An 18,258-nucleotide genomic window follows, 5' to 3' on the forward strand; every position below is an offset into this window, starting at 1 on the left:
CATGATTTTTCCTGAGCGACTATGCTGTTTTGCCAGTGCTTACATCTCATCATGCTGGGCACGATTATTGTTTAGTCAGTCTTAAGTTTTGTCACTCGCATTGGAAGATTAGGCATATTATTTTTGCCGCACAAAATGTACTATTTGCAGTTATCCCGGAACCCGTATGCGATTGAATGAAATATCATCAGCGCATCGACAAGCTAACCCGTGAAGGCGAAATTCCTATCACACAGCGCATTGGTTGCTGCAAGCCAGGGGCGGTAGCGTGGCTGTTTATTTATAATGAATAAATATTGACCCGCTTATATGCATAGCATGTTTAAATTTGTTAGAGGATGTGGAATGTTACTTCCCGTAATCATGGCCGGAGGAACCGGCAGCCGCTTATGGCCCCTTTCCCGCGAACTTTACCCTAAACAGTTTATCTGTCTGCATGGCGAGCACTCCATGCTGCAGGAGACTGTCAATCGTCTGAGCGGCGTCGAGGCACGCGCACCAATGGTCATCTGCAACGAGGAGCACCGTTTCCTGGTTGCCGAGCAATTGCGACAAATCAACAAGCTATCTCATAACATTATTCTTGAGCCGGTAGGGCGCAACACAGCTCCTGCCATTGCACTGGCTGCGCTGAACGCTGTAGAGCAGGGCGATGATCCGGTTCTGCTGGTGCTGGCTGCTGATCACGTGATTGAAGACCGCGTTGCGTTTCATCAGGCTATCAAAGTCGCTACCGCCTATGCCAAACAGGGCAAGCTGGTGACTTTCGGCATCGTGCCAACCGGTCCGGAAACCGGATATGGCTATATTCAGCGTGGCGAAGCGCTGCCAGGCTCAGAAAATGGTCCTTATCAGGTTCAGCGCTTTGTTGAAAAACCGAATCAGAGCACTGCTGAGCAGTACCTCGAGTCAGGTGAGTATTACTGGAACAGCGGCATGTTCATGTTCCGGGCTAAACGTTATCTGCAGGAGCTTGAGAAATTCCGTCCGGATATCCTTGAAGCCTGCCGACGTGCCATGGCTAACGTCAAAGAAGGCAACGATTTTATCAGTATTGATAAAGATGACTTTATCGCCTGCCCGGATGAGTCAGTCGATTACGCCGTCATGGAACAGACCGATGCGGCAGTGGTTGTCCCACTGGCGGCCGGATGGAGTGATGTGGGCTCCTGGTCTGCACTGTGGGAAGTGAATGATAAAGATGCACATGGTAACTCCCTGAAGGGTGACACCTTCCTGCATAACGCTAAAAACTGCTACATCAATAGTGAAGATCAGCTGGTTGCTGCCATTGGCGTTGAAAATCTGGTGATTGTAAATACTAAGGATGCGGTACTGGTCGCGCGTAAAGATCAGGTTCAGGATGTTAAGCGTGTAGTTGAGTTCCTGAAGAGCGAATGCCGCAGCGAATACCGCCGCCATCGGGAAACCTACTGGCCCTGGGGACGTTGTGATCTGGTGGTGAACACGGGTCGTTTCAACGTTAACCGTATTACGGTTAAGCCTGGCGAAGCCTTCCAGTTGCAGATGCATTATCACCGTACCGAACACTGGGTGATACTCTCAGGCACAGCCCAGGTCACCATTCAGGATAAAACCCTGTTGCTGACAGAAAACCAGTCAACCTTTATTCCCATCGGTCACCCGCACACTTTAGAAAACCCAGGCAAGATTCCACTGGAACTGCTGGAGATTCAGTCGGGCTCTTACCTTGGCGATGATGACCTCATTTTGATTAAACAACAGTTTGCAAGTAAGTAAGGACAGACAAGATCATGGCAGCACTGACCTGTTTTAAAGCTTATGACATTCGTGGCGAATTAGGCACTGAACTGAACGAAGATATTGCCTACCGTATCGGCCGCGCCTATGGCGAATTCGTCCGCCCAAAAACGATCGTCGTGGGCGGCGATGTCCGACTGACCAGCGAGTCATTAAAGCTGGCACTGGCCAATGGACTGCGGGATGCGGGCACCGATGTACTCGACATTGGCATGAGCGGAACAGAAGAGATCTACTTCGCTACCTTTCATTTAGGTCTTGATGGCGGCATTGAAGTGACTGCCAGCCATAACCCGATGAACTACAACGGCATGAAACTGGTACGGGAAGGTGCACGTCCTGTCAGCGGTGACACCGGTCTGCGTGATGTTCAGCGTCTGGCGGAAGCCAATGATTTTGCTCCAGTAGAAGAGGGCAAACGCGGTAGCTATAAGCAGATTTCAGTACTGGATGCTTATGTCGATCATCTGATGGGCTACATCGACCTGAATAATTTTACCAAACCGATGAAGCTTGTCATCAACTCAGGGAATGGTGCTGCGGGTCATATCATCGATGAGATTGAAAAACGCTTTAAGCAGGCGAATGCGCCTGTATCGTTTATCAAAGTACATCATGAAGCAGACGGCAATTTCCCCAATGGTATTCCTAATCCTCTGCTTCCAGAGTGCCGTAAAGATACTTCTGATGCGGTGCGTGCGCATCAGGCGGATATGGGTATCGCCTTCGACGGTGACTTTGATCGCTGCTTCCTGTTTGATGAGAATGCAGAGTTCATTGAAGGCTATTACATCGTTGGCCTGTTAGCTGAAGCGTTCCTTAAAAAAGAGTCTGGTGCGAAAATCATTCACGATCCCCGCCTGACCTGGAACACCATCGACGTGGTGACTAAAGCAGGTGGTATTCCGGTAATGTCTAAAACCGGTCACGCCTTCATCAAAGAGCGCATGCGTGAAGAAGATGCAGTCTATGGAGGGGAAATGAGTGCTCATCACTACTTCCGCGACTTCGCTTACTGCGACAGCGGCATGATTCCATGGCTGCTGGTGGCTGAACTGCTGGCAGTGAAAGGGGAGACGCTCTCCGGACTGGTTTCGGAAAGAATGAAGGCGTTTCCTTGCAGCGGTGAGATTAACTTCAAAGTGAAAGATACACAGAAAGTCATCGAAGCTATAAAAGCTAAATATCTAAAAGACTGCGTCAACGAGAACTACATTGATGGAGTAAGTATTGAATTTGAAAACTGGAGAGTAAACGTAAGAAATTCTAACACCGAACCTTTACTAAGAATCAATGTGGAAGCTCGGGGTTGCTTGCGTGAAATGGAGTTAAATACAAAAAATTTAATTGATGTGATTCAAGGAAATAATAAATGATAAAGTCATTAGTGGCTGCGGCCGGATATCGTGATTTTATATTAAATAGTATAATTCGTGATTTTAAAAGCAGGTATCAGACAAGTATCTTTGGTGCGGCATGGTTGGTGCTGCAACCCTTAGCCATGATTACAGTCTATACAGTCATTTTTTCGGAAGTCATGAAGGCGAGGATGCCAGATAATAATGGTCCATTTGCATATAGCATTTATCTTTGTGCTGGACTTTTGACCTGGGGCCTTTTCTCAGAATTAGTTGCCAGATTGATTAATATTTTTGTAGATAGTGGAAACTATTTAAAGAAACTCAATTTTCCGCGAATTTGTTTACCAATTATTTCAATAGGAGTTTCTTTTACAAACTTTTTGATAATTTTTTCTCTCTATGTAATGTTTCTCCTTATATCAGGCAATTTCCCGGGTTTTGAAATACTTTATATTATCCCGTTACTTGTAATACAGATACTTTTTGCAACTGGTTTGGGGATTACGCTTGGAGTTTTAAACGTTTTCTTCAGAGATGTAGGACAATTTATGAATATTGTTCTTCAATTCTGGTTCTGGTTTACCCCCGTTATTTACCTGATTAATATTCTGCCTGAATGGGCCAGACACTGGCTGTTGATGAACCCCATGACTGGCATCATAATGGGATATCAGAATATATTTGTTAATCATCAAGCTCCGGAATGGAGCAACGTAACTTTGGCAATGATACTTGCTGTATTTTTTAATATCACTGCATTTTATCTTTACCGTAAACATTCCGGCGAAATGGTAGATGAACTCTAATGAATATAATTTCTGTCAATAATGTCACAAAGAGCTACAAAAATTATCCCAAAAAAAACTATCGCCTGATTGAATGGGCATCATTGGGATATAAGAAGTGTCATACAACTATCGATATACTTAAAGGTATAGACTTTAAAGTCGGGGCCGGTGAATCCGTTGGCATCATTGGGATGAATGGCGCTGGCAAAAGTACGCTCTTGAAAATTATCACTGGCACAACAATTGCCACTTCAGGAAGTGTATCAGTTACCGGAAGAGTGGCAGCTTTACTTGAATTAGGTATGGGCTTTCATCCTGACTTTACTGGCAGAGACAACGTTTATATGTCTGGTCAGTTAATGGGACTTAATAGTGCTCAAATCAAAGACCTTATGCCGGCGATTGAGGCCTTTGCGGAAATACATGAATATATTGATCAACCTGTTAGAACATATTCTAGCGGCATGCAGGTAAGGCTGGCCTTTGCTGTTGCAACTGCTGTCAGGCCTGAGTTGCTAATAGTGGATGAAGCTCTTTCTGTTGGAGACGCTTATTTCCAGGCAAAGTGTTTCAACAGAATCAGAGAATTTAAAGCACAAGGCACAACACTGCTCATTGTTTCTCATGATCAGGCTGCAATAGCTAATATTTGTACCCGAGCTATCCTACTCGATAAAGGACAGATTTTAGCGGATGGCGCTCCTACAGATGTAATGAATTTATATAATGCCAAACTTTCTAAAAGTTCCGAACAGAATGCCATTAATGCAGAAAACGGTAAATCTGAATCGGGTAATAAAAAAGCGGTTATTACTAAATTCTTTCTTGAAAATTCAGCAGGTCAAAAGACTGAGGTGGTTAATGTTGCTGAAGAGAGTTCGCTATGCTTTACCATTGATAACAAAGAGGTTAGCTCCGGTCTGACTCTTGGATTTCATATCCGGGATCGCCTTGGGAATATCGTTTTTGGAACTAATACACTCGCTCACAAAATCGAAATGAATGAGCTGGGTAAAAAGATCGTTAGATTTAAATTTAATATGAATATAGGCGTTGGCGAATACAGTATTTCAGCAGCATTACACAAAGAAAGGGATCATTACGAAGAGTGCTTTCACTGGAAAGATGGCTTAGGGCAATTTAACGTAATAGCACCTGGGAAAATATTTGTCGGCAGCGCCTGGCTTGAAAACACCTGCATCGTAAACAAAATTTAGGAAAATTATGTTAAATATTATAAGCGATATCAAAAATAAATATAATAATATTATTAACATCTTTAATGTACTCGAAAGTAAGGTGACAAATGTTGATAACAAAATTGAAGCTTTAAATCAAAACATAGTATCTATTGATGAAAAGTTTAATCGGCTAAATGAAGAAAAGAGCCAGTTGATTCAAGCTGGTGTTGATCAGACTGCTGAAAAAAATGCCGTCATTGAGCAGCTTGTACATAATCTTCAGGATAGGCTCGAATTTGTACGCGAAGAATTCATGTTCGAACTGCGTCTGAAAACAGGAACGTTGACAGACAGAGATAATAAAAAAGAAATTGAAACAAAGATATTATCCTCAGATAAATTTGATAATCTCGGCTGGAGAAAGATCAATATTGGTTGCGGACATATTCAACCTGAAGGTTATATAAACGTTGATGCCAGAGAATTACCTGGGGTCGATGTAATCTGCAGCGCAAGCGATTTAGTATTTGAAGATGAAGAATTAGAAGAAATTTATGCTGCACATCTCATTGAACACTTTACAGAATTAGAACTTAACAAAGTTATTTTTCCACATTGGCATAAGAAGCTCAAAACTGGCGGGATACTTAAATTAGTTACGCCAGACGCAGATAGTATGATTAAGGATTACGTCAGTGGAAACATGAGTTTCGATGATCTCCGTAAAGTAACTTATGGAGCACAGGACTATGAAGGCGACTTCCATTACATAATGTTCTCGGTCGACTCGTTAAAAAAAATGCTTACTGATGCTGGTTTTACTAATGTAACGTTAGTAGAAGATAACAGAAAGAACGGTCTTTGCAGAGAAATGGAAATTTCCGCAACTAAATAACGGAGTTCTTATGAATAATGAAAAAATTGTCTCTGCCAATGAGGCTATTTTGGAGACAATCGAAGATGCCCGTTCAGAAAGGAGACAGACTGAAAGAACAGGTATCAATATTTTACCTAAGGAATTAAGATTTCTTTTCAAGACTACCCGATTTGAGATCAATGAATTAATAACTTTATGTAAAGATGATTATCGTAAGACCATGGTCGTCTTGATTACAAAAGGCTCGCCTGAAAACATTGAAGGGTATTCGTTTATTGATAGATTCAGAGGAAGTCCATTTATATTTATTAACCTTCTGGCTCTCCATCCTAAATCTAAAGTCAAGGTAAAAGGCAGTTTCAAGTATGGCGCAGTAAAAATATTGCGTAAAAATAAAACCCTTTTTGATCTTGCAAGAAAAATATATATTAAGGTTAGAGGCTGAATATGTATAAGCATTTTTCAGGACGGTTTATCCAAGTAATTGAATCTTTGGATATGTATGATGCATGTTCTAATCATGTCGTAAATATCGATGAGTACGTAAAAAGCGCATATGGCTTGACATCAGAAATTTATGTCAGGCATTTTCATCCAGAAAGAGAGCCTTTGGTAAAGTTCATCGATCATTTACAGACAACGGATGACGATATTATACTTTTCCATTTTTCTGCATTTTCGGCACATTGTGCCGATAAAGTAATCGCGTCTCGAGGCTTTAAAGTTCTACATTATCATAATATTACGCCCCATTATTTCTTCGAAAAAAAATCATTTCTTTATGACCTCTGTAAAAAGGGTAGAGACCAGCTAAGTTCGATAATCGACAAGTTTAGTTTTGTTACGGGTGATAGCTTTTATAACATCCAGGAAATTATCAAGCTTGGATTTCCTGAGAATAGAACGCTTAAATTGCCTATAATCATAGATGATCGTAAACTTGATAAACTTAGAAAAGTAGATGAGGTTGAAAAAAATATTTTATTTGTGGGGAGAGTTTGCGAAAACAAATGTCAACATAAACTGATCGAGTTCTTCAATCAATACAGAAAGAAAAACACAGTTAATAAACTTTTCCTTGTGGGTAAATACGATACCGCTTCTGCCTACTATAAAAAAGTAGTTCAACTTATTAACGATCTCGATCTAAAAAATCAGGTAATCCTTACAGGCTCTGTATCTGAAGAAGAACTGGATAGTTATTATAAAAAATCATCCTGCTTCATCTCGTTTAGTGAACATGAAGGATTCGGGGTACCCTTACTTGAAGCTTCACAGTATCAATTGCCCGTTCTAGCCTTAAATAAGGCAGCGGTATTTGAGACATTATCAGGTTCTCCAGGTATATTTAACGGTACAGATGAGCTGGAAGGTCTGTTAACTAAATCTCTAAATGATAATATTTACCGACAGACATTGATTGATTATCAAAATGATGTACTGACTAAAAATAATTATAGTTCGTGGAAAGGATATGCAGATAGCTTCCTGTCAACGATTCTTCCGCATAAAGATCAATTTAAAACTGTTTCTGTCGTTATCTGTACTCTCAATCGCGGCGATCATTTAGACAGGTGTCTGGATTACCTGGGAAAAAGCTATAGCAATAATTTTGAAGTCATTGTCGTCAATGGACCATCTACCGATAATACTTCGCAAGTACTTGAGAAATGGTCTCATCTAATTAAAGTATTTAACAATCCAGTAAAAAACCTATCTATATCACGTAATATAGGCATCAAAGCTGCTTCTGGAGATCTTGTTGCGTTTATTGATGATGATGCGATACCGTTTTTCGACTGGTTTGAAACACTTGTAAACTATTTTAACAGTACACACTCCTACGTGGCTGGTGCAGGTGGTCCCACCTACTATGCAGGGTCATTGAATTTCCAAGCCAAAGACATATTTGTTGATCATTTTGGTAGTGGTGTTGTCGATCCTAACGAATCTATTAAGAATGATCCTGATTATAATAGGACGTTGCTTGGTACTAACTCTATTTTCAGACGTGATTATCTAATAGAGTGTGGCGGATTTGATGAAGAATATGATTACTTTCTTGATGAAACCGATCTTTGTTTTAGGTTAATTAAAAATGGTTTCTCAATTAATCATTGTGAGAATGCATATTTAAGACATGAATTTGCGCAAAGCGAAAACAGAACTAATAAATATGGCTATAACTGGTACTCAATTGTAAAAAATACTGTTTATTTTGCACTAACCTACTCAAAAGAAAATCGGGATTTCCTGATAGAAGAACTTAAATCTATCGTCAAAAGGGAAAGAGTCGATTACATACAAAGTGGTTATAATAAAAAAGAAATTAATAAATATCAGTTTGATGAATATCTTGCTGATATCTGGCGAGGTTTCGATGCTGGTTTAAGTGCAGCTAACAATCCTGCAAAACTATTAAACAATGAAGATTTAAAGCCAGGAGAATTTCTTCCGTTCAACCTTGAGTCTTCAGAGTATAAGCGACTTCATATTGTAGTTGTTAGTAAAGAGTTTCCTCCATTTACCCGTTCTGGTGGGATTGGTACACTTTATTATCACCTTGTCAGTGAACTGCTGCTGGCTGGACATTTTGTAACTGTAATTATTGAAAGTGATGAGCCTAATGTTTTAGAGCGCGGTCGATTTAAGCTTATTGCGATTGAAAAACAATCGGTTAATCACATATACATTGATGATTCAAAAATTGCCAACTCTATTCTTGGATGGTCTACAAGAGTGGCGGTAGAAATAGATAGCCTTAACGAGATTCATCCTGTATCAGTTGTTGATTCATGTCTTTGGGATTCTGAAGTTTATGCATTTAGCCTGATTAATAAAAAGCTTAAAATCCCTTTAGTGGTCAGATTAGTTACGCCACTGAAGGTAGCCAACGAAAAAAATGCCTGGAATATGAAAACAGAAGATGTTGACTATTTAACTTTCTTCGAAACACAAATTGTCAACAACGCTAACGCCGTCATTCCTATTAGTGAATCTATTAAGAAAACCTTTATCGAAAAATATTCACCGTCTGAAACTGTAAAGTATCATAAAATTCATGCAGGTATAGCCTACTGGCCTTATTATGAAGTCTCTCAGGGCTATGCTAAGTTAGACAACTTCCCTGAATTAAATGATGATAAATTAGAGAATAAGAAAAAATTCCTATTCTTAGGTCGACTGGAATTGAGAAAGGGCATTGATATATTATTAGACGCAATTGAGAAATTTAACCTGGATAATTTGAACAACAATAATGCGTGTTTCATAATAGCAGGTAGCTCTTCAATTGATATTAGGTCTATTCTAAATGAACGCTTTAAAGATCACGACAATATAGTATATCTCGGAGAAGTTAATGACTTCGATCGTGAGAAAATTTATGCGTTAAGTGATGTCGTCATTTTCCCTTCAAGATATGAATCTTTTGGTTTAGTCCCTCTTGAAGCGTTTGTACACGGTAAACCAGTTATTGCAAGCAACTCAGGCGCAATTCCTGAAGTTGTCATTGATAACTATTGTGGATTACTGTTTGAAGATGGTAATTCACAAGCTCTTGCTGATAAAATCGCATTGTTAAACAATGATGACAGTGCTGTAGCTAAACTTAGCGAAGGCGCATTGCTACGAGTCAGACAGCTGTCATCGTACAACTCTGCTAAAGAATCAATCGATCTCTATAACACCCTGGTTTAAGGTAATATTTTATGAAATCTGCAGTTATTACAGGCATCACTGGTCAGGATGGCGCTTATTTAGCCGAATTGTTACTCGACAAAGGTTATACAGTCTTTGGCACCTATCGCCGTACCAGTTCGGTAAACTTCTGGCGCATCGAAGAATTAGGAATCAAAAATAATCCTAATCTTCACCTGGTCGAATATGATCTGACTGATCTGTCATCAAGCATTCGTTTACTTCAGGAAAGCAAAGCGACCGAAGTTTACAACCTTGCGGCTCAGAGCTTTGTAGGTGTTTCTTTCGACCAGCCGCTGACCACCGCTGAAATTACCGGTATTGGCCCGGTAAACCTGTTAGAAGCTATTCGCATCGTGAACCCTAAGATTCGTTTCTATCAGGCGTCTACCTCAGAGATGTTTGGTAAAGTTCAGGCTATTCCGCAAAAAGAAGATACACCCTTCTATCCGCGTAGCCCGTATGGCGTTGCAAAATTGTATGCCCACTGGATGACGATTAACTACCGTGAGAGCTACAACATCTTCGCATCAAGCGGCATTCTGTTTAACCACGAATCACCACTGCGTGGACAGGAGTTTGTCACCCGTAAGATCACCGATTCAGTAGCCAAAATTAAGCTCGGTAAGCTGGATGTGCTTGAGTTAGGTAACATGGACGCCAAGCGTGACTGGGGCTTTGCTAAGGAATATGTCGAAGGCATGTGGCGTATGCTGCAGGCTGATGAGCCAGATACATTTGTCCTGGCAACTAACCGCACTGAAACAGTCCGTGACTTCGTTTCAATGGCGTTCAAAGCGGCTGGCATTGAATTGCGCTTCGAAGGTAAAGATGAGCAGGAAGTTGCCATCGATGTCGCCACCAATAAAGTGGTGGTCAAGGTCAATCCTAAGTTCTACCGTCCTGCTGAAGTAGAATTACTGATTGGTAATCCACAGCGCGCGAAAGACATTCTGGGCTGGGAACCAAAAACCACGCTCGAAGAATTGTGTGCGATGATGGTAGAAGAAGATCTGCGCCGCAATAAACAAGGGTTCTCCTTCTGATATGACTAATGGCAAAAAAGCATTGATCACTGGGATCAAGGGCTTTACCGGCCAATATATGGCAGCGGATTTATCCGCTGCCGGATATGAAGTTTATGGTTTCGGTTCAACTCCCGCCCAGAATTCCACACGCTATTTTCAGGTTGATCTTACGAATGCAGCACAGGTAAAAAATGCTGTAGACAGCATTCAGCCTGACGTCGTTGTTCATCTTGCAGCCATCGCTTTTGTTGGTCATGCTGACCCGAATGCGTTCTATAGTGTAAACCTCTGCGGTACGCGTAATCTGTTACAGGCTCTTAGCGAATCAGCAAAAATGCCGGATGCAGTTTTGATCGCCAGCAGTGCTAATGTTTACGGTAATAACACACCGGGAAAATTAGCAGAGTCGGTTCCTGCCAGACCTGCAAATGACTATGCGGTAAGCAAACTGGCTATGGAGTATATGACCAGTCTTTTTTATGAAAAGTTGCCGATTATTATTACCCGGCCATTCAATTACACCGGTGCCGGTCAGGCAGAAAATTTTCTGATCCCGAAAATCGTCAAACATTTTCGTGAGAGAAAAGATGTCATTGAGTTGGGTAACATAGATGTATGGCGTGATTTTTCCGACGTGCGTGACGTCGTTAAAAGCTATTCAGCGTTACTTCACTCCCGCTCATCTGCTCAGATTGTCAATGTCGCTTCAGGTAAAATGCACTCATTGAGGGAAGTCGTTGATCTTTGCCAATCCCTGACAGGCCATGATATTAAGATTGAAGTTAATCCTGATTTTGTGCGGCCTAATGAAATTAAAGAACTCTGTGGCGATATCACTTTGCTCACTAGCTTAGTCGGTGAGACTTCGTCTAAAATTCCTCTTAGAGATACCCTGAAATGGATGCTGGAAGCAAAGCAATAAACGTCGTTTACTCTACGGACTGTATAAAATATCCTTTAACCGGTATTGGCCGTTATGCGTTTGAGCTTGCTAAACAGCTTCAGGAAAGAAAAAACGTCTCACTGACGTTTCTTCATGGCACGAAGACTCGCGACTCACTTGCAGTCGCGAGTGAGTCTGCTCAATCGGTTCAATCTCTGAAGCGTAAGTTACAAAGAAGCAAAACAGTAAGTGAAATATATCGCCTGACTTTTCCGGTAATGAAAATGATAGCGCTGAGGGATTTCAAGAATTATATATTTCATAGTCCTAACTACTATCTACCGCCTCGCGTGAAACATTGTGTTGCTACCTTTCACGACCTGTCAGTATTCCATTGGCCTCAATTTCATCCGGCTGGCCGCGTCCACCTGATGCAAAAAGAGTTAAGGAATACTGTTTCGCGTGCGTCAATGTTGATTACTGACTCTTATTATACAAAGAATGAGTTAATGGATTTCTTTGGTATTGAAGATAATAAAATTGCCGTAGCACCTCTGGCCTGTAATGAAAATTTTCACCCCCGTGATGAAGCAGAAGCACAACAGGTTCTTGAAAAATACAATCTTAATTGGCGACGTTTCTTTCTTTATACCGGCACGATTGAACCAAGAAAGAATATACTGACACTGCTTCAGGCATATGATCGTCTGCCCGCCCATGAAAAATCCACCTTCCCGCTGGTCATCAGTGGTTATAAGGGTTGGGAAAATGAGCAACTCTTTAAGCTCTTTGACAAGGGCGAGAGAGAAGGGTGGTTAAAATATTTAGGTTTTGTGCCCGGTAAAGATCTGCCGTTTTTATTCAGTGCTGCAACGAGCTTTGTTTTCCCATCAATCTATGAAGGTTTCGGCCTGCCGGTTCTTGAAGCGATGGCATCAGGAACACCCGTGATCTGCTCAAATGCAACATCACTTCCGGAAGTCGCTGGAGATACAGCATTAATGCATGAACCTCAGGACGTTCATGCTTTGACAAATTACATCCAGATGATGATTGAAAACGCTGATGAAAAGCGCCGAATGATTGATACGGGGTTAGCGCGTGCCCGCGAATTTTCATGGTCACTGTGTGCGGATAAAACCATTGAAGCTTATGAGCAGGTCGCAAAATATATATGATGAAAGTTCTACACTGTTACAAAACCTACTACCCTGATACTTTTGGCGGCATCGAGCAGGTTATTTATCAGCTCGCAGAAGGTGGTTTTAAATCAGGTATCGAATCTGTTGTTTTTACTCATAGTCCCCAGTTTGAAAACAAAAAAAACAGCCTGGATAATCATCAGATTCATCGGGTCAAAACGCAGTGTGAGTTTGCCTCAACGCCATTCTCTTATTCAGCAATAAAAGAATTCAGGGAACTGGCTCAGCATGCGGATATCATCCATTATCACTTCCCATATCCTTTTATGGACTTTATGCATTTTTCTGCTGGCATTAAAAAGCCCTCGGTGGTGAGTTACCACTCTGATATTGTTAAGCAGAAGGTGCTGTTAAAGCTATATACTCCGTTGATGAACCGCTTTCTTTCAAGTGTTGATAGGATTGTTGCCGCGTCGCCAAACTATGTTGAAAGCAGCCCGGTACTGCAACAGTTCAAAGAGAAAGTTGAAGTTATTCCCTACGGTCTTGATAAACAGTTTTATCAGAATAACGATCCTGCCGTTCTGCAAAAATGGCAGGCAAGATTTCCGGATGGCTTCTTCCTCTTCATCGGAACGTTTCGATATTACAAAGGCCTGCATATTCTAATCGAAGCGGCAAAAAACAGCCGTTACCCCATCGTCGTGGTGGGTGCAGGTCCTATTGAGGCTGAGCTGAAAGCGCAGGCACAGCAGTTAGGCGTGGACAATATCCATTTCCTGGGTGCGCTGGAAGACAGTGAAAAATCTGCCTTGCTTCAGTTATGTACCTGTCTGGTTTTCCCGTCGCATTTACGATCAGAAGCTTTCGGCATCTCTTTACTTGAGGGTGCGCTCTATTCAAAACCGCTGATCTCCAGTGAGATTGGAACCGGAACGACCTTTATCAATATTGATCGCGTTACTGGATTAGTCGTCCCTCCCTCCGATCCTGCAGCATTGAGGAAGGCGATGGATGAAATCTGGCACAACCCCGAACTGGCAATGACTTATGGTGCCGCTGCGCTGGTGCGCTTCGAATCGCTTTTCACGGCAGATAGAATGATTCAAAGCTATACAAAGCTTTATAAATCCTTGTTAAGTGTGTGAATTTCTCTCAGATAATTTCATCCGCGCGACCGCACCATTCATTACCTTTAATCCGCTATCCTGAGTTAACATACTGATCACTTACAAAGTGGTGTTACGGGTAACACCATGCGAGACCACAGACAGGAGTATGTAATGTCCAAGCAACAGATCGGCGTTGTAGGTATGGCAGTGATGGGCCGCAACCTGGCTCTCAACATTGAGAGCCGCGGTTACACTGTTTCAATCTTCAACCGTTCACGCGAAAAGACTGATGAAGTCATCGCTGAGAACCCGGGCAAGAAACTTGCTCCTTTTTACACCGTTGAAGAGTTTGTCGAATCGCTGGAAAAACCTCGTCGTATCCTGCTGATGGTTCAGGCGGGTGAAGCGACCGATAAGACTATCGCCTCTCTGACTCCACACCTGGATAAAGGCGACATTCTGATTGATGGTGGTAACACCTTCTACAAAGATACTATCCGTCGTAACAAAGAGCTGTCTGACCAGGGCTTCAATTTCATCGGTACCGGTGTTTCCGGTGGGGAAGAGGGCGCACTGAAAGGCCCATCTATCATGCCTGGTGGCCAGAAAGAAGCGTATGAGCTGGTTGCGCCAATCCTGGATAAGATTGCAGCACGTGCTGAAGATGGCGAAGCCTGTGTGGCTTACATCGGTCCTAATGGCGCGGGTCACTATGTGAAGATGGTTCACAACGGCATCGAATATGGCGACATGCAGCTGATTGCTGAAGCTTACGCACTGCTGAAAGGTGCGCTGGGTCTTAGCAATGAAGAGCTGGCTGAAACCTTCACCGACTGGAACAACGGCGAGCTGAGCAGCTACCTGATCGACATCACCAAAGATATCTTCACCAAGAAAGATGAAGACGGTAAATATCTGGTTGATGTGATTCTGGATGAAGCCGCGAACAAAGGCACCGGTAAGTGGACCAGCCAGAGCTCGCTGGATCTCGGCGAACCTCTGTCCCTGATCACCGAGTCTGTCTTCGCGCGTTATCTTTCTTCGCTGAAAACCCAGCGTGTCGCGGCGTCTAAAGTCCTGAGCGGACCACAGGCGCAGGCCTTCACCGGCGACAAAGCTGAGTTTATCGAGAAAGTTCGTCGTGCTCTCTACCTGGGTAAAATCGTCTCTTATGCGCAGGGCTTCTCACAGCTGCGTGCGGCATCAGAAGAGAACAACTGGGATCTGCACTACGGCGAAATCGCGAAGATTTTCCGTGCTGGCTGCATCATCCGTGCCCAGTTCCTGCAGAAGATCACTGATGCTTATGAAGCAGACGCGGGTATTGCTAACCTGCTGCTGGCGCCTTACTTCAAAGATATCGCGGATCAGTATCAGCAGGCGCTGCGTGATGTCGTTTCTTACGCCATCCAGAACGGTATCCCGACGCCGACCTTCTCGGCAGCGATTGCTTACTACGACAGCTATCGTTCAGAAGTCCTGCCTGCTAACCTGATTCAGGCGCAGCGTGACTACTTCGGTGCCCATACTTACAAGCGCATTGATAAAGACGGTGTGTTCCACACCGAGTGGTTAGATTAATCACTAAAAAGGGCTTCCCTCGGGAAGCCCTTTTTTATCCCACCAGTAAATCACCGCTGCGAATCTCTTTCTCTCCCGCCAGCCTCACCACCAGCATACCTGCCGTGGCAAACCTCACCCAGTGCCGTGCATAGAGAATACCGCCATGCTCCGCCACCAGCGGGGTGATATGGTCCGTCAGTGGATCGACAATCTCAGCCACTACCTCTCCCGGACGAATCTCTGTGCCCAGCGGTTTACGATGGAGGATTAATCCTGACACCGGCGAGTGAATATATTCACAGCCAGCCAGAGGTGTCGACGGGTTTTTCAGGGCAGGGGAGGAGGCCGCAGAACCTTCACTATGACGCTCTTTGATCACGCCTGCTTCTCCCGGCGCTTCAGCCGCATCGGGTACGGTTAAACCGATGGGGCCGTCATTGATGGCCACCACATCATCCCCGCCTGCGCTCGCCGGGACCAGCTCATCACCGCCAATAACGGGCGCGGCCACTTCCACAGAAATCGAAGGTTCGCTGTAGCCGATATAGCCCCCCTCCTGCAACGCTGAAATAATGGCATCGGCATCCTTCTCTGCCTGCTCAGGTGAGACATCACGCACGCCACGCAGCTCCAGCGTCACCGGCAGCAGCCCGCGTGGCATCGGATACGCTTTGCCAAACCGCTCCGCCAGCGTCAGCCAGGGTTCGCAGCAGGCTTCATCAAAGGGTTCGCCGCCGGAGATTTGCGCGAGCAATTGCACTTCACTGCCCAGCCAGCGTGCCAGCGGCTCAATATCCGGCCACGCATGCGGGGTGGTGTAGAGATGCGGCACAGCTTCCCAGTCGCAGTGCAGGTCAATCATCAGATCGGCCTGGCTGGCCATTCGCATCAGCGTGAAGCGCTGTGCATCGAGTTCGGTCTTAGGGACAGTATCGCGGTAATGGCGATCGATCGCCTCGCGGATCAGGCTTCTGTTCTGCGATTCACTCTGGGTCAGGCTCTCAGCCAGCCCGGCCGCCAGGGTGGTGCCCAGTGAGGGGAAACGGCGATTAAAATCCTGACCGGAGAGGGTATGAAAACGTCCGAGGTGAGTACCGTGCCAGTGCTGGCCCAGTGCCAGAGGATTGGCAACCGGCACCAGCGTAAAGGCGGCTTTGAGTTGCCCGGCGGATTCCAGCGCCTGCAGCCGCTGCTTCAGGAACCACGCCACCGCCATCCCCGGCAGTTCATCGCCGTGTAATGCCGCCTGGATATAGACCTGACGCTCATGCTCCTGAGCAAAGTGAAAGCTGATGATTTCACGCTGGGTGCCTAAAGAGGCGCTTAACAGTGGATGATGTTGTTGATGCATACCGTGTTAATGTCCTTTAATCGGCAAAGGACGACAGCGCGCCGTCCCGAAAAGGTTAGAGTATAGTGCCGGATCGCGGTGAGGACGAAAATGGGGCCCGCGACACTACTGCTGAATAGAGATATCCGTGGCGAAGTAGCGCTTCTGAATCTCATCAAAGGTGCCGTTCTTTTTGATGTCGGCAAAGGCGTTATCCAGCGCGGTTTTCAGCTCAGTATCGCCTTTACGCAGGCCAATCGCCGTGCCGGGGCCGATGATCGGATCCTGAATAATCGGACCGGCCAGCTCAAACGCTTTGCCCTGTGGCTGTTTGAGGAACCCGATAGCCGCCTGTGCCGCATCGGTAAAGACCGCGTCCAGCCTGCCTGAAACCAGATCGCTTTCTACCTGTGCCTGATCGCCATAAGGCACCACGGTCACACCATGAGGCTGCCATTTCGCCAGGGCATAGCGCTCCTGAACCGTTCCCTGTTGCACGCCAACCGTTTTCCCTTTCAGAGACTCGATGGTGGGCAGTACGCCTGCGCCTTTACGGGCAATCAGTTGAGTATGGGTGTCGTAGAGCGGGACGGTGAAGTCAATCTGCTTCAGGCGCTCTTCCGTAATGCCCATATCTGACAGGATGGCATCAAACTTACGTGCTTTCAGCGCGGGGATCATGCCGTCAAACTGGCTTTCGACCCAGACGCATTTCGCCTGCATCTGTTTACAGAGTGCGTTGCCCAGATCAATGTCAAAGCCGACCAGCTTGCCCTGGGGCGTTTTCGATTCAAATGGCGGATAGGTCGGGTCGACCGCGAAACGCACCTGTTCAATTTTTGCCTGCGCGCCAAATGCACAGCCTGCCAGAAGGGTGACAGCCAGCGTCTGACGCAGGCGTTGCGTGAAAATGTTCATGATTTTTCTCTTATTTTGTCGTGATGAAGGTTCATGAAGAGTAACGCCGGGCAGACGGGATAGCAATTAGCGGATAATGTTCACCACGCGAGCGCCGCTCAGCGCCCGGTAATCGTCGGTATTGAGGATCACCGATCGCGCCAGCAGGCCGGCGTTGAAGGCGATCTCCGGGTAACGTTCAAACAGGCTGGGATCCGCAATCAGCAGCAGGTCGGGATGAAAGCTGAATGGCGGGATAGCACCAAACACACAGCCGGTCAGTTGGTCGGTTTCTGCCGGACTGGCCAGTGACGCGCGTCGTCCGCCCACCGCGTCGGCAACCTTATTCAGATCGGCCTGCCGATCGGCCGGTAACACCGCCAGCACATGCTGTTTAACGCCGTTGCCTTTGACATGACAGACCAGCGCCTTCGCGCCCTGACCGATCTCGGTACCGCGTATTGCTGCGACGGCCTCGCACTTACCGGTCGGCTCATGCTCCATCAGGCGGTAGCGTGCCTGATGCTGCTCCAGCAGGGCGATTAACTTTTCATGGGTGGTCATGGTCTTCTCCCGGGAAGATGGGCGGTGATCACGAAGGGGGAGCGGTGCAGG

15 protein-coding genes are annotated in these 18,258 nt (G+C 45.0%); 12 read left to right on the forward strand and 3 right to left on the reverse strand.

Annotated elements, in window-relative coordinates; all coding sequences use genetic code 11:
- Positions 1-345 precede the first annotated feature (345 nt).
- From HFD97_RS10485 to gndA, 12 genes are all read left to right on the forward strand, one after another.
- Positions 346-1,761, forward strand: a complete 1,416-nt coding sequence (locus HFD97_RS10485) for a mannose-1-phosphate guanylyltransferase/mannose-6-phosphate isomerase (protein WP_167431454.1) — start codon at positions 346-348, stop codon at positions 1,759-1,761.
- A 14-nt stretch (positions 1,762-1,775) separates the two neighbouring features.
- Complete coding sequence (cpsG, locus tag HFD97_RS10490) at positions 1,776-3,158, forward strand: phosphomannomutase CpsG (protein WP_167431455.1); 1,383 nt, start codon at positions 1,776-1,778, stop codon at positions 3,156-3,158.
- Entirely contained in the window at positions 3,155-3,949 is a 795-nt protein-coding gene (locus HFD97_RS10495) for an ABC transporter permease (protein ID WP_167431456.1), read from the forward strand. The genes cpsG and HFD97_RS10495 overlap by 4 nt, the downstream gene beginning before the upstream one ends.
- Positions 3,949-5,148 carry an ABC transporter ATP-binding protein gene (locus tag HFD97_RS10500; protein ID WP_167431457.1) on the forward strand — a complete coding sequence of 400 codons (1,200 nt, stop codon included), beginning with the start codon at positions 3,949-3,951 and terminating at the stop codon, positions 5,146-5,148. The genes HFD97_RS10495 and HFD97_RS10500 overlap by 1 nt, the downstream gene beginning before the upstream one ends.
- A 7-nt stretch (positions 5,149-5,155) precedes the next feature.
- A complete protein-coding gene (locus HFD97_RS10505) occupies positions 5,156-6,007 on the forward strand; it encodes a hypothetical protein (RefSeq protein ID WP_167431458.1) in 852 nt (283 codons plus the stop codon).
- 10 nt (positions 6,008-6,017) lie between these two features.
- Positions 6,018-6,434 (forward strand): hypothetical protein, encoded by a 417-nt coding sequence (locus HFD97_RS10510; protein ID WP_167431459.1) that lies wholly within the window; start codon positions 6,018-6,020, stop codon positions 6,432-6,434.
- A gap of 2 nt (positions 6,435-6,436) precedes the next feature.
- Positions 6,437-9,688: a glycosyltransferase gene (locus HFD97_RS10515; RefSeq protein ID WP_167431460.1), complete on the forward strand. Its 3,252-nt coding sequence runs from the start codon at positions 6,437-6,439 to the stop codon at positions 9,686-9,688.
- Positions 9,689-9,699: 11 nt separating this feature from the next.
- Positions 9,700-10,734: a GDP-mannose 4,6-dehydratase gene (gmd, locus tag HFD97_RS10520; RefSeq protein WP_167431461.1), complete on the forward strand. Its 1,035-nt coding sequence runs from the start codon at positions 9,700-9,702 to the stop codon at positions 10,732-10,734.
- 1 nt (position 10,735) lies between these two features.
- Positions 10,736-11,638: a GDP-mannose 4,6-dehydratase gene (locus HFD97_RS10525; protein ID WP_167431462.1), complete on the forward strand. Its 903-nt coding sequence runs from the start codon at positions 10,736-10,738 to the stop codon at positions 11,636-11,638.
- Positions 11,614-12,777: a glycosyltransferase family 1 protein gene (locus HFD97_RS10530; protein ID WP_185155348.1), complete on the forward strand. Its 1,164-nt coding sequence runs from the start codon at positions 11,614-11,616 to the stop codon at positions 12,775-12,777. Before HFD97_RS10525 ends, HFD97_RS10530 begins: the two co-directional genes overlap by 25 nt.
- Positions 12,774-13,889, forward strand: coding sequence for a glycosyltransferase family 4 protein (locus tag HFD97_RS10535; protein WP_167431463.1), 1,116 nt, complete (start codon positions 12,774-12,776; stop codon positions 13,887-13,889). The genes HFD97_RS10530 and HFD97_RS10535 overlap by 4 nt, the downstream gene beginning before the upstream one ends.
- A gap of 135 nt (positions 13,890-14,024) precedes the next feature.
- Positions 14,025-15,434, forward strand: a complete 1,410-nt coding sequence (gene gndA / locus HFD97_RS10540) for an NADP-dependent phosphogluconate dehydrogenase (RefSeq protein WP_009089298.1) — start codon at positions 14,025-14,027, stop codon at positions 15,432-15,434.
- A gap of 34 nt (positions 15,435-15,468) precedes the next feature.
- Here gndA and HFD97_RS10545 read toward each other — a convergent pair whose 3' ends face one another.
- The 3 genes from HFD97_RS10545 to HFD97_RS10555 all read right to left on the reverse strand — a co-directional run bounded on the left by HFD97_RS10545 (position 15,469) and on the right by HFD97_RS10555 (position 18,207).
- On the reverse strand, positions 15,469-16,767 hold the full coding sequence (locus tag HFD97_RS10545; RefSeq protein ID WP_167431464.1) for a succinylglutamate desuccinylase/aspartoacylase family protein: 1,299 nt from the start codon (positions 16,765-16,767) through the stop codon (positions 15,469-15,471).
- Positions 16,768-16,872: 105 nt separating this feature from the next.
- A complete protein-coding gene (locus HFD97_RS10550; protein WP_167431465.1) occupies positions 16,873-17,664 on the reverse strand; it encodes an ABC transporter substrate-binding protein in 792 nt (263 codons plus the stop codon).
- 66 nt (positions 17,665-17,730) lie between these two features.
- On the reverse strand, positions 17,731-18,207 hold the full coding sequence (locus tag HFD97_RS10555) for a YbaK/prolyl-tRNA synthetase associated domain-containing protein (protein WP_167431466.1): 477 nt from the start codon (positions 18,205-18,207) through the stop codon (positions 17,731-17,733).
- Positions 18,208-18,258 lie beyond the last annotated feature (51 nt).

It is taken from the genome of Pantoea sp. EKM103V (genome assembly GCF_011800365.1).
Classification (GTDB): Bacteria; Pseudomonadota; Gammaproteobacteria; order Enterobacterales; family Enterobacteriaceae; genus Pantoea; species Pantoea anthophila.

Bases quoted from the DNA above. Each gene is read 5' to 3' on its own strand.
- HFD97_RS10485 (WP_167431454.1), top strand. From the start codon at position 346: ATGTTACTTCCCGTAATCATGGCCGGAGGAACCGGCAGCCGCTTATGG.
- cpsG (WP_167431455.1), top strand. From the start codon at position 1,776: ATGGCAGCACTGACCTGTTTTAAAGCTTATGACATTCGTGGCGAATTA.
- HFD97_RS10495 (WP_167431456.1), top strand. From the start codon at position 3,155: ATGATAAAGTCATTAGTGGCTGCGGCCGGATATCGTGATTTTATATTA.
- HFD97_RS10500 (WP_167431457.1), top strand. From the start codon at position 3,949: ATGAATATAATTTCTGTCAATAATGTCACAAAGAGCTACAAAAATTAT.
- HFD97_RS10505 (WP_167431458.1), top strand. From the start codon at position 5,156: ATGTTAAATATTATAAGCGATATCAAAAATAAATATAATAATATTATT.
- HFD97_RS10510 (WP_167431459.1), top strand. From the start codon at position 6,018: ATGAATAATGAAAAAATTGTCTCTGCCAATGAGGCTATTTTGGAGACA.
- HFD97_RS10515 (WP_167431460.1), top strand. From the start codon at position 6,437: ATGTATAAGCATTTTTCAGGACGGTTTATCCAAGTAATTGAATCTTTG.
- gmd (WP_167431461.1), top strand. From the start codon at position 9,700: ATGAAATCTGCAGTTATTACAGGCATCACTGGTCAGGATGGCGCTTAT.
- HFD97_RS10525 (WP_167431462.1), top strand. From the start codon at position 10,736: ATGACTAATGGCAAAAAAGCATTGATCACTGGGATCAAGGGCTTTACC.
- HFD97_RS10530 (WP_185155348.1), top strand. From the start codon at position 11,614: ATGGATGCTGGAAGCAAAGCAATAAACGTCGTTTACTCTACGGACTGT.
- HFD97_RS10535 (WP_167431463.1), top strand. From the start codon at position 12,774: ATGATGAAAGTTCTACACTGTTACAAAACCTACTACCCTGATACTTTT.
- gndA (WP_009089298.1), top strand. From the start codon at position 14,025: ATGTCCAAGCAACAGATCGGCGTTGTAGGTATGGCAGTGATGGGCCGC.
- HFD97_RS10545 (WP_167431464.1), bottom strand. From the start codon at position 16,767: ATGCATCAACAACATCATCCACTGTTAAGCGCCTCTTTAGGCACCCAG.
- HFD97_RS10550 (WP_167431465.1), bottom strand. From the start codon at position 17,664: ATGAACATTTTCACGCAACGCCTGCGTCAGACGCTGGCTGTCACCCTT.
- HFD97_RS10555 (WP_167431466.1), bottom strand. From the start codon at position 18,207: ATGACCACCCATGAAAAGTTAATCGCCCTGCTGGAGCAGCATCAGGCA.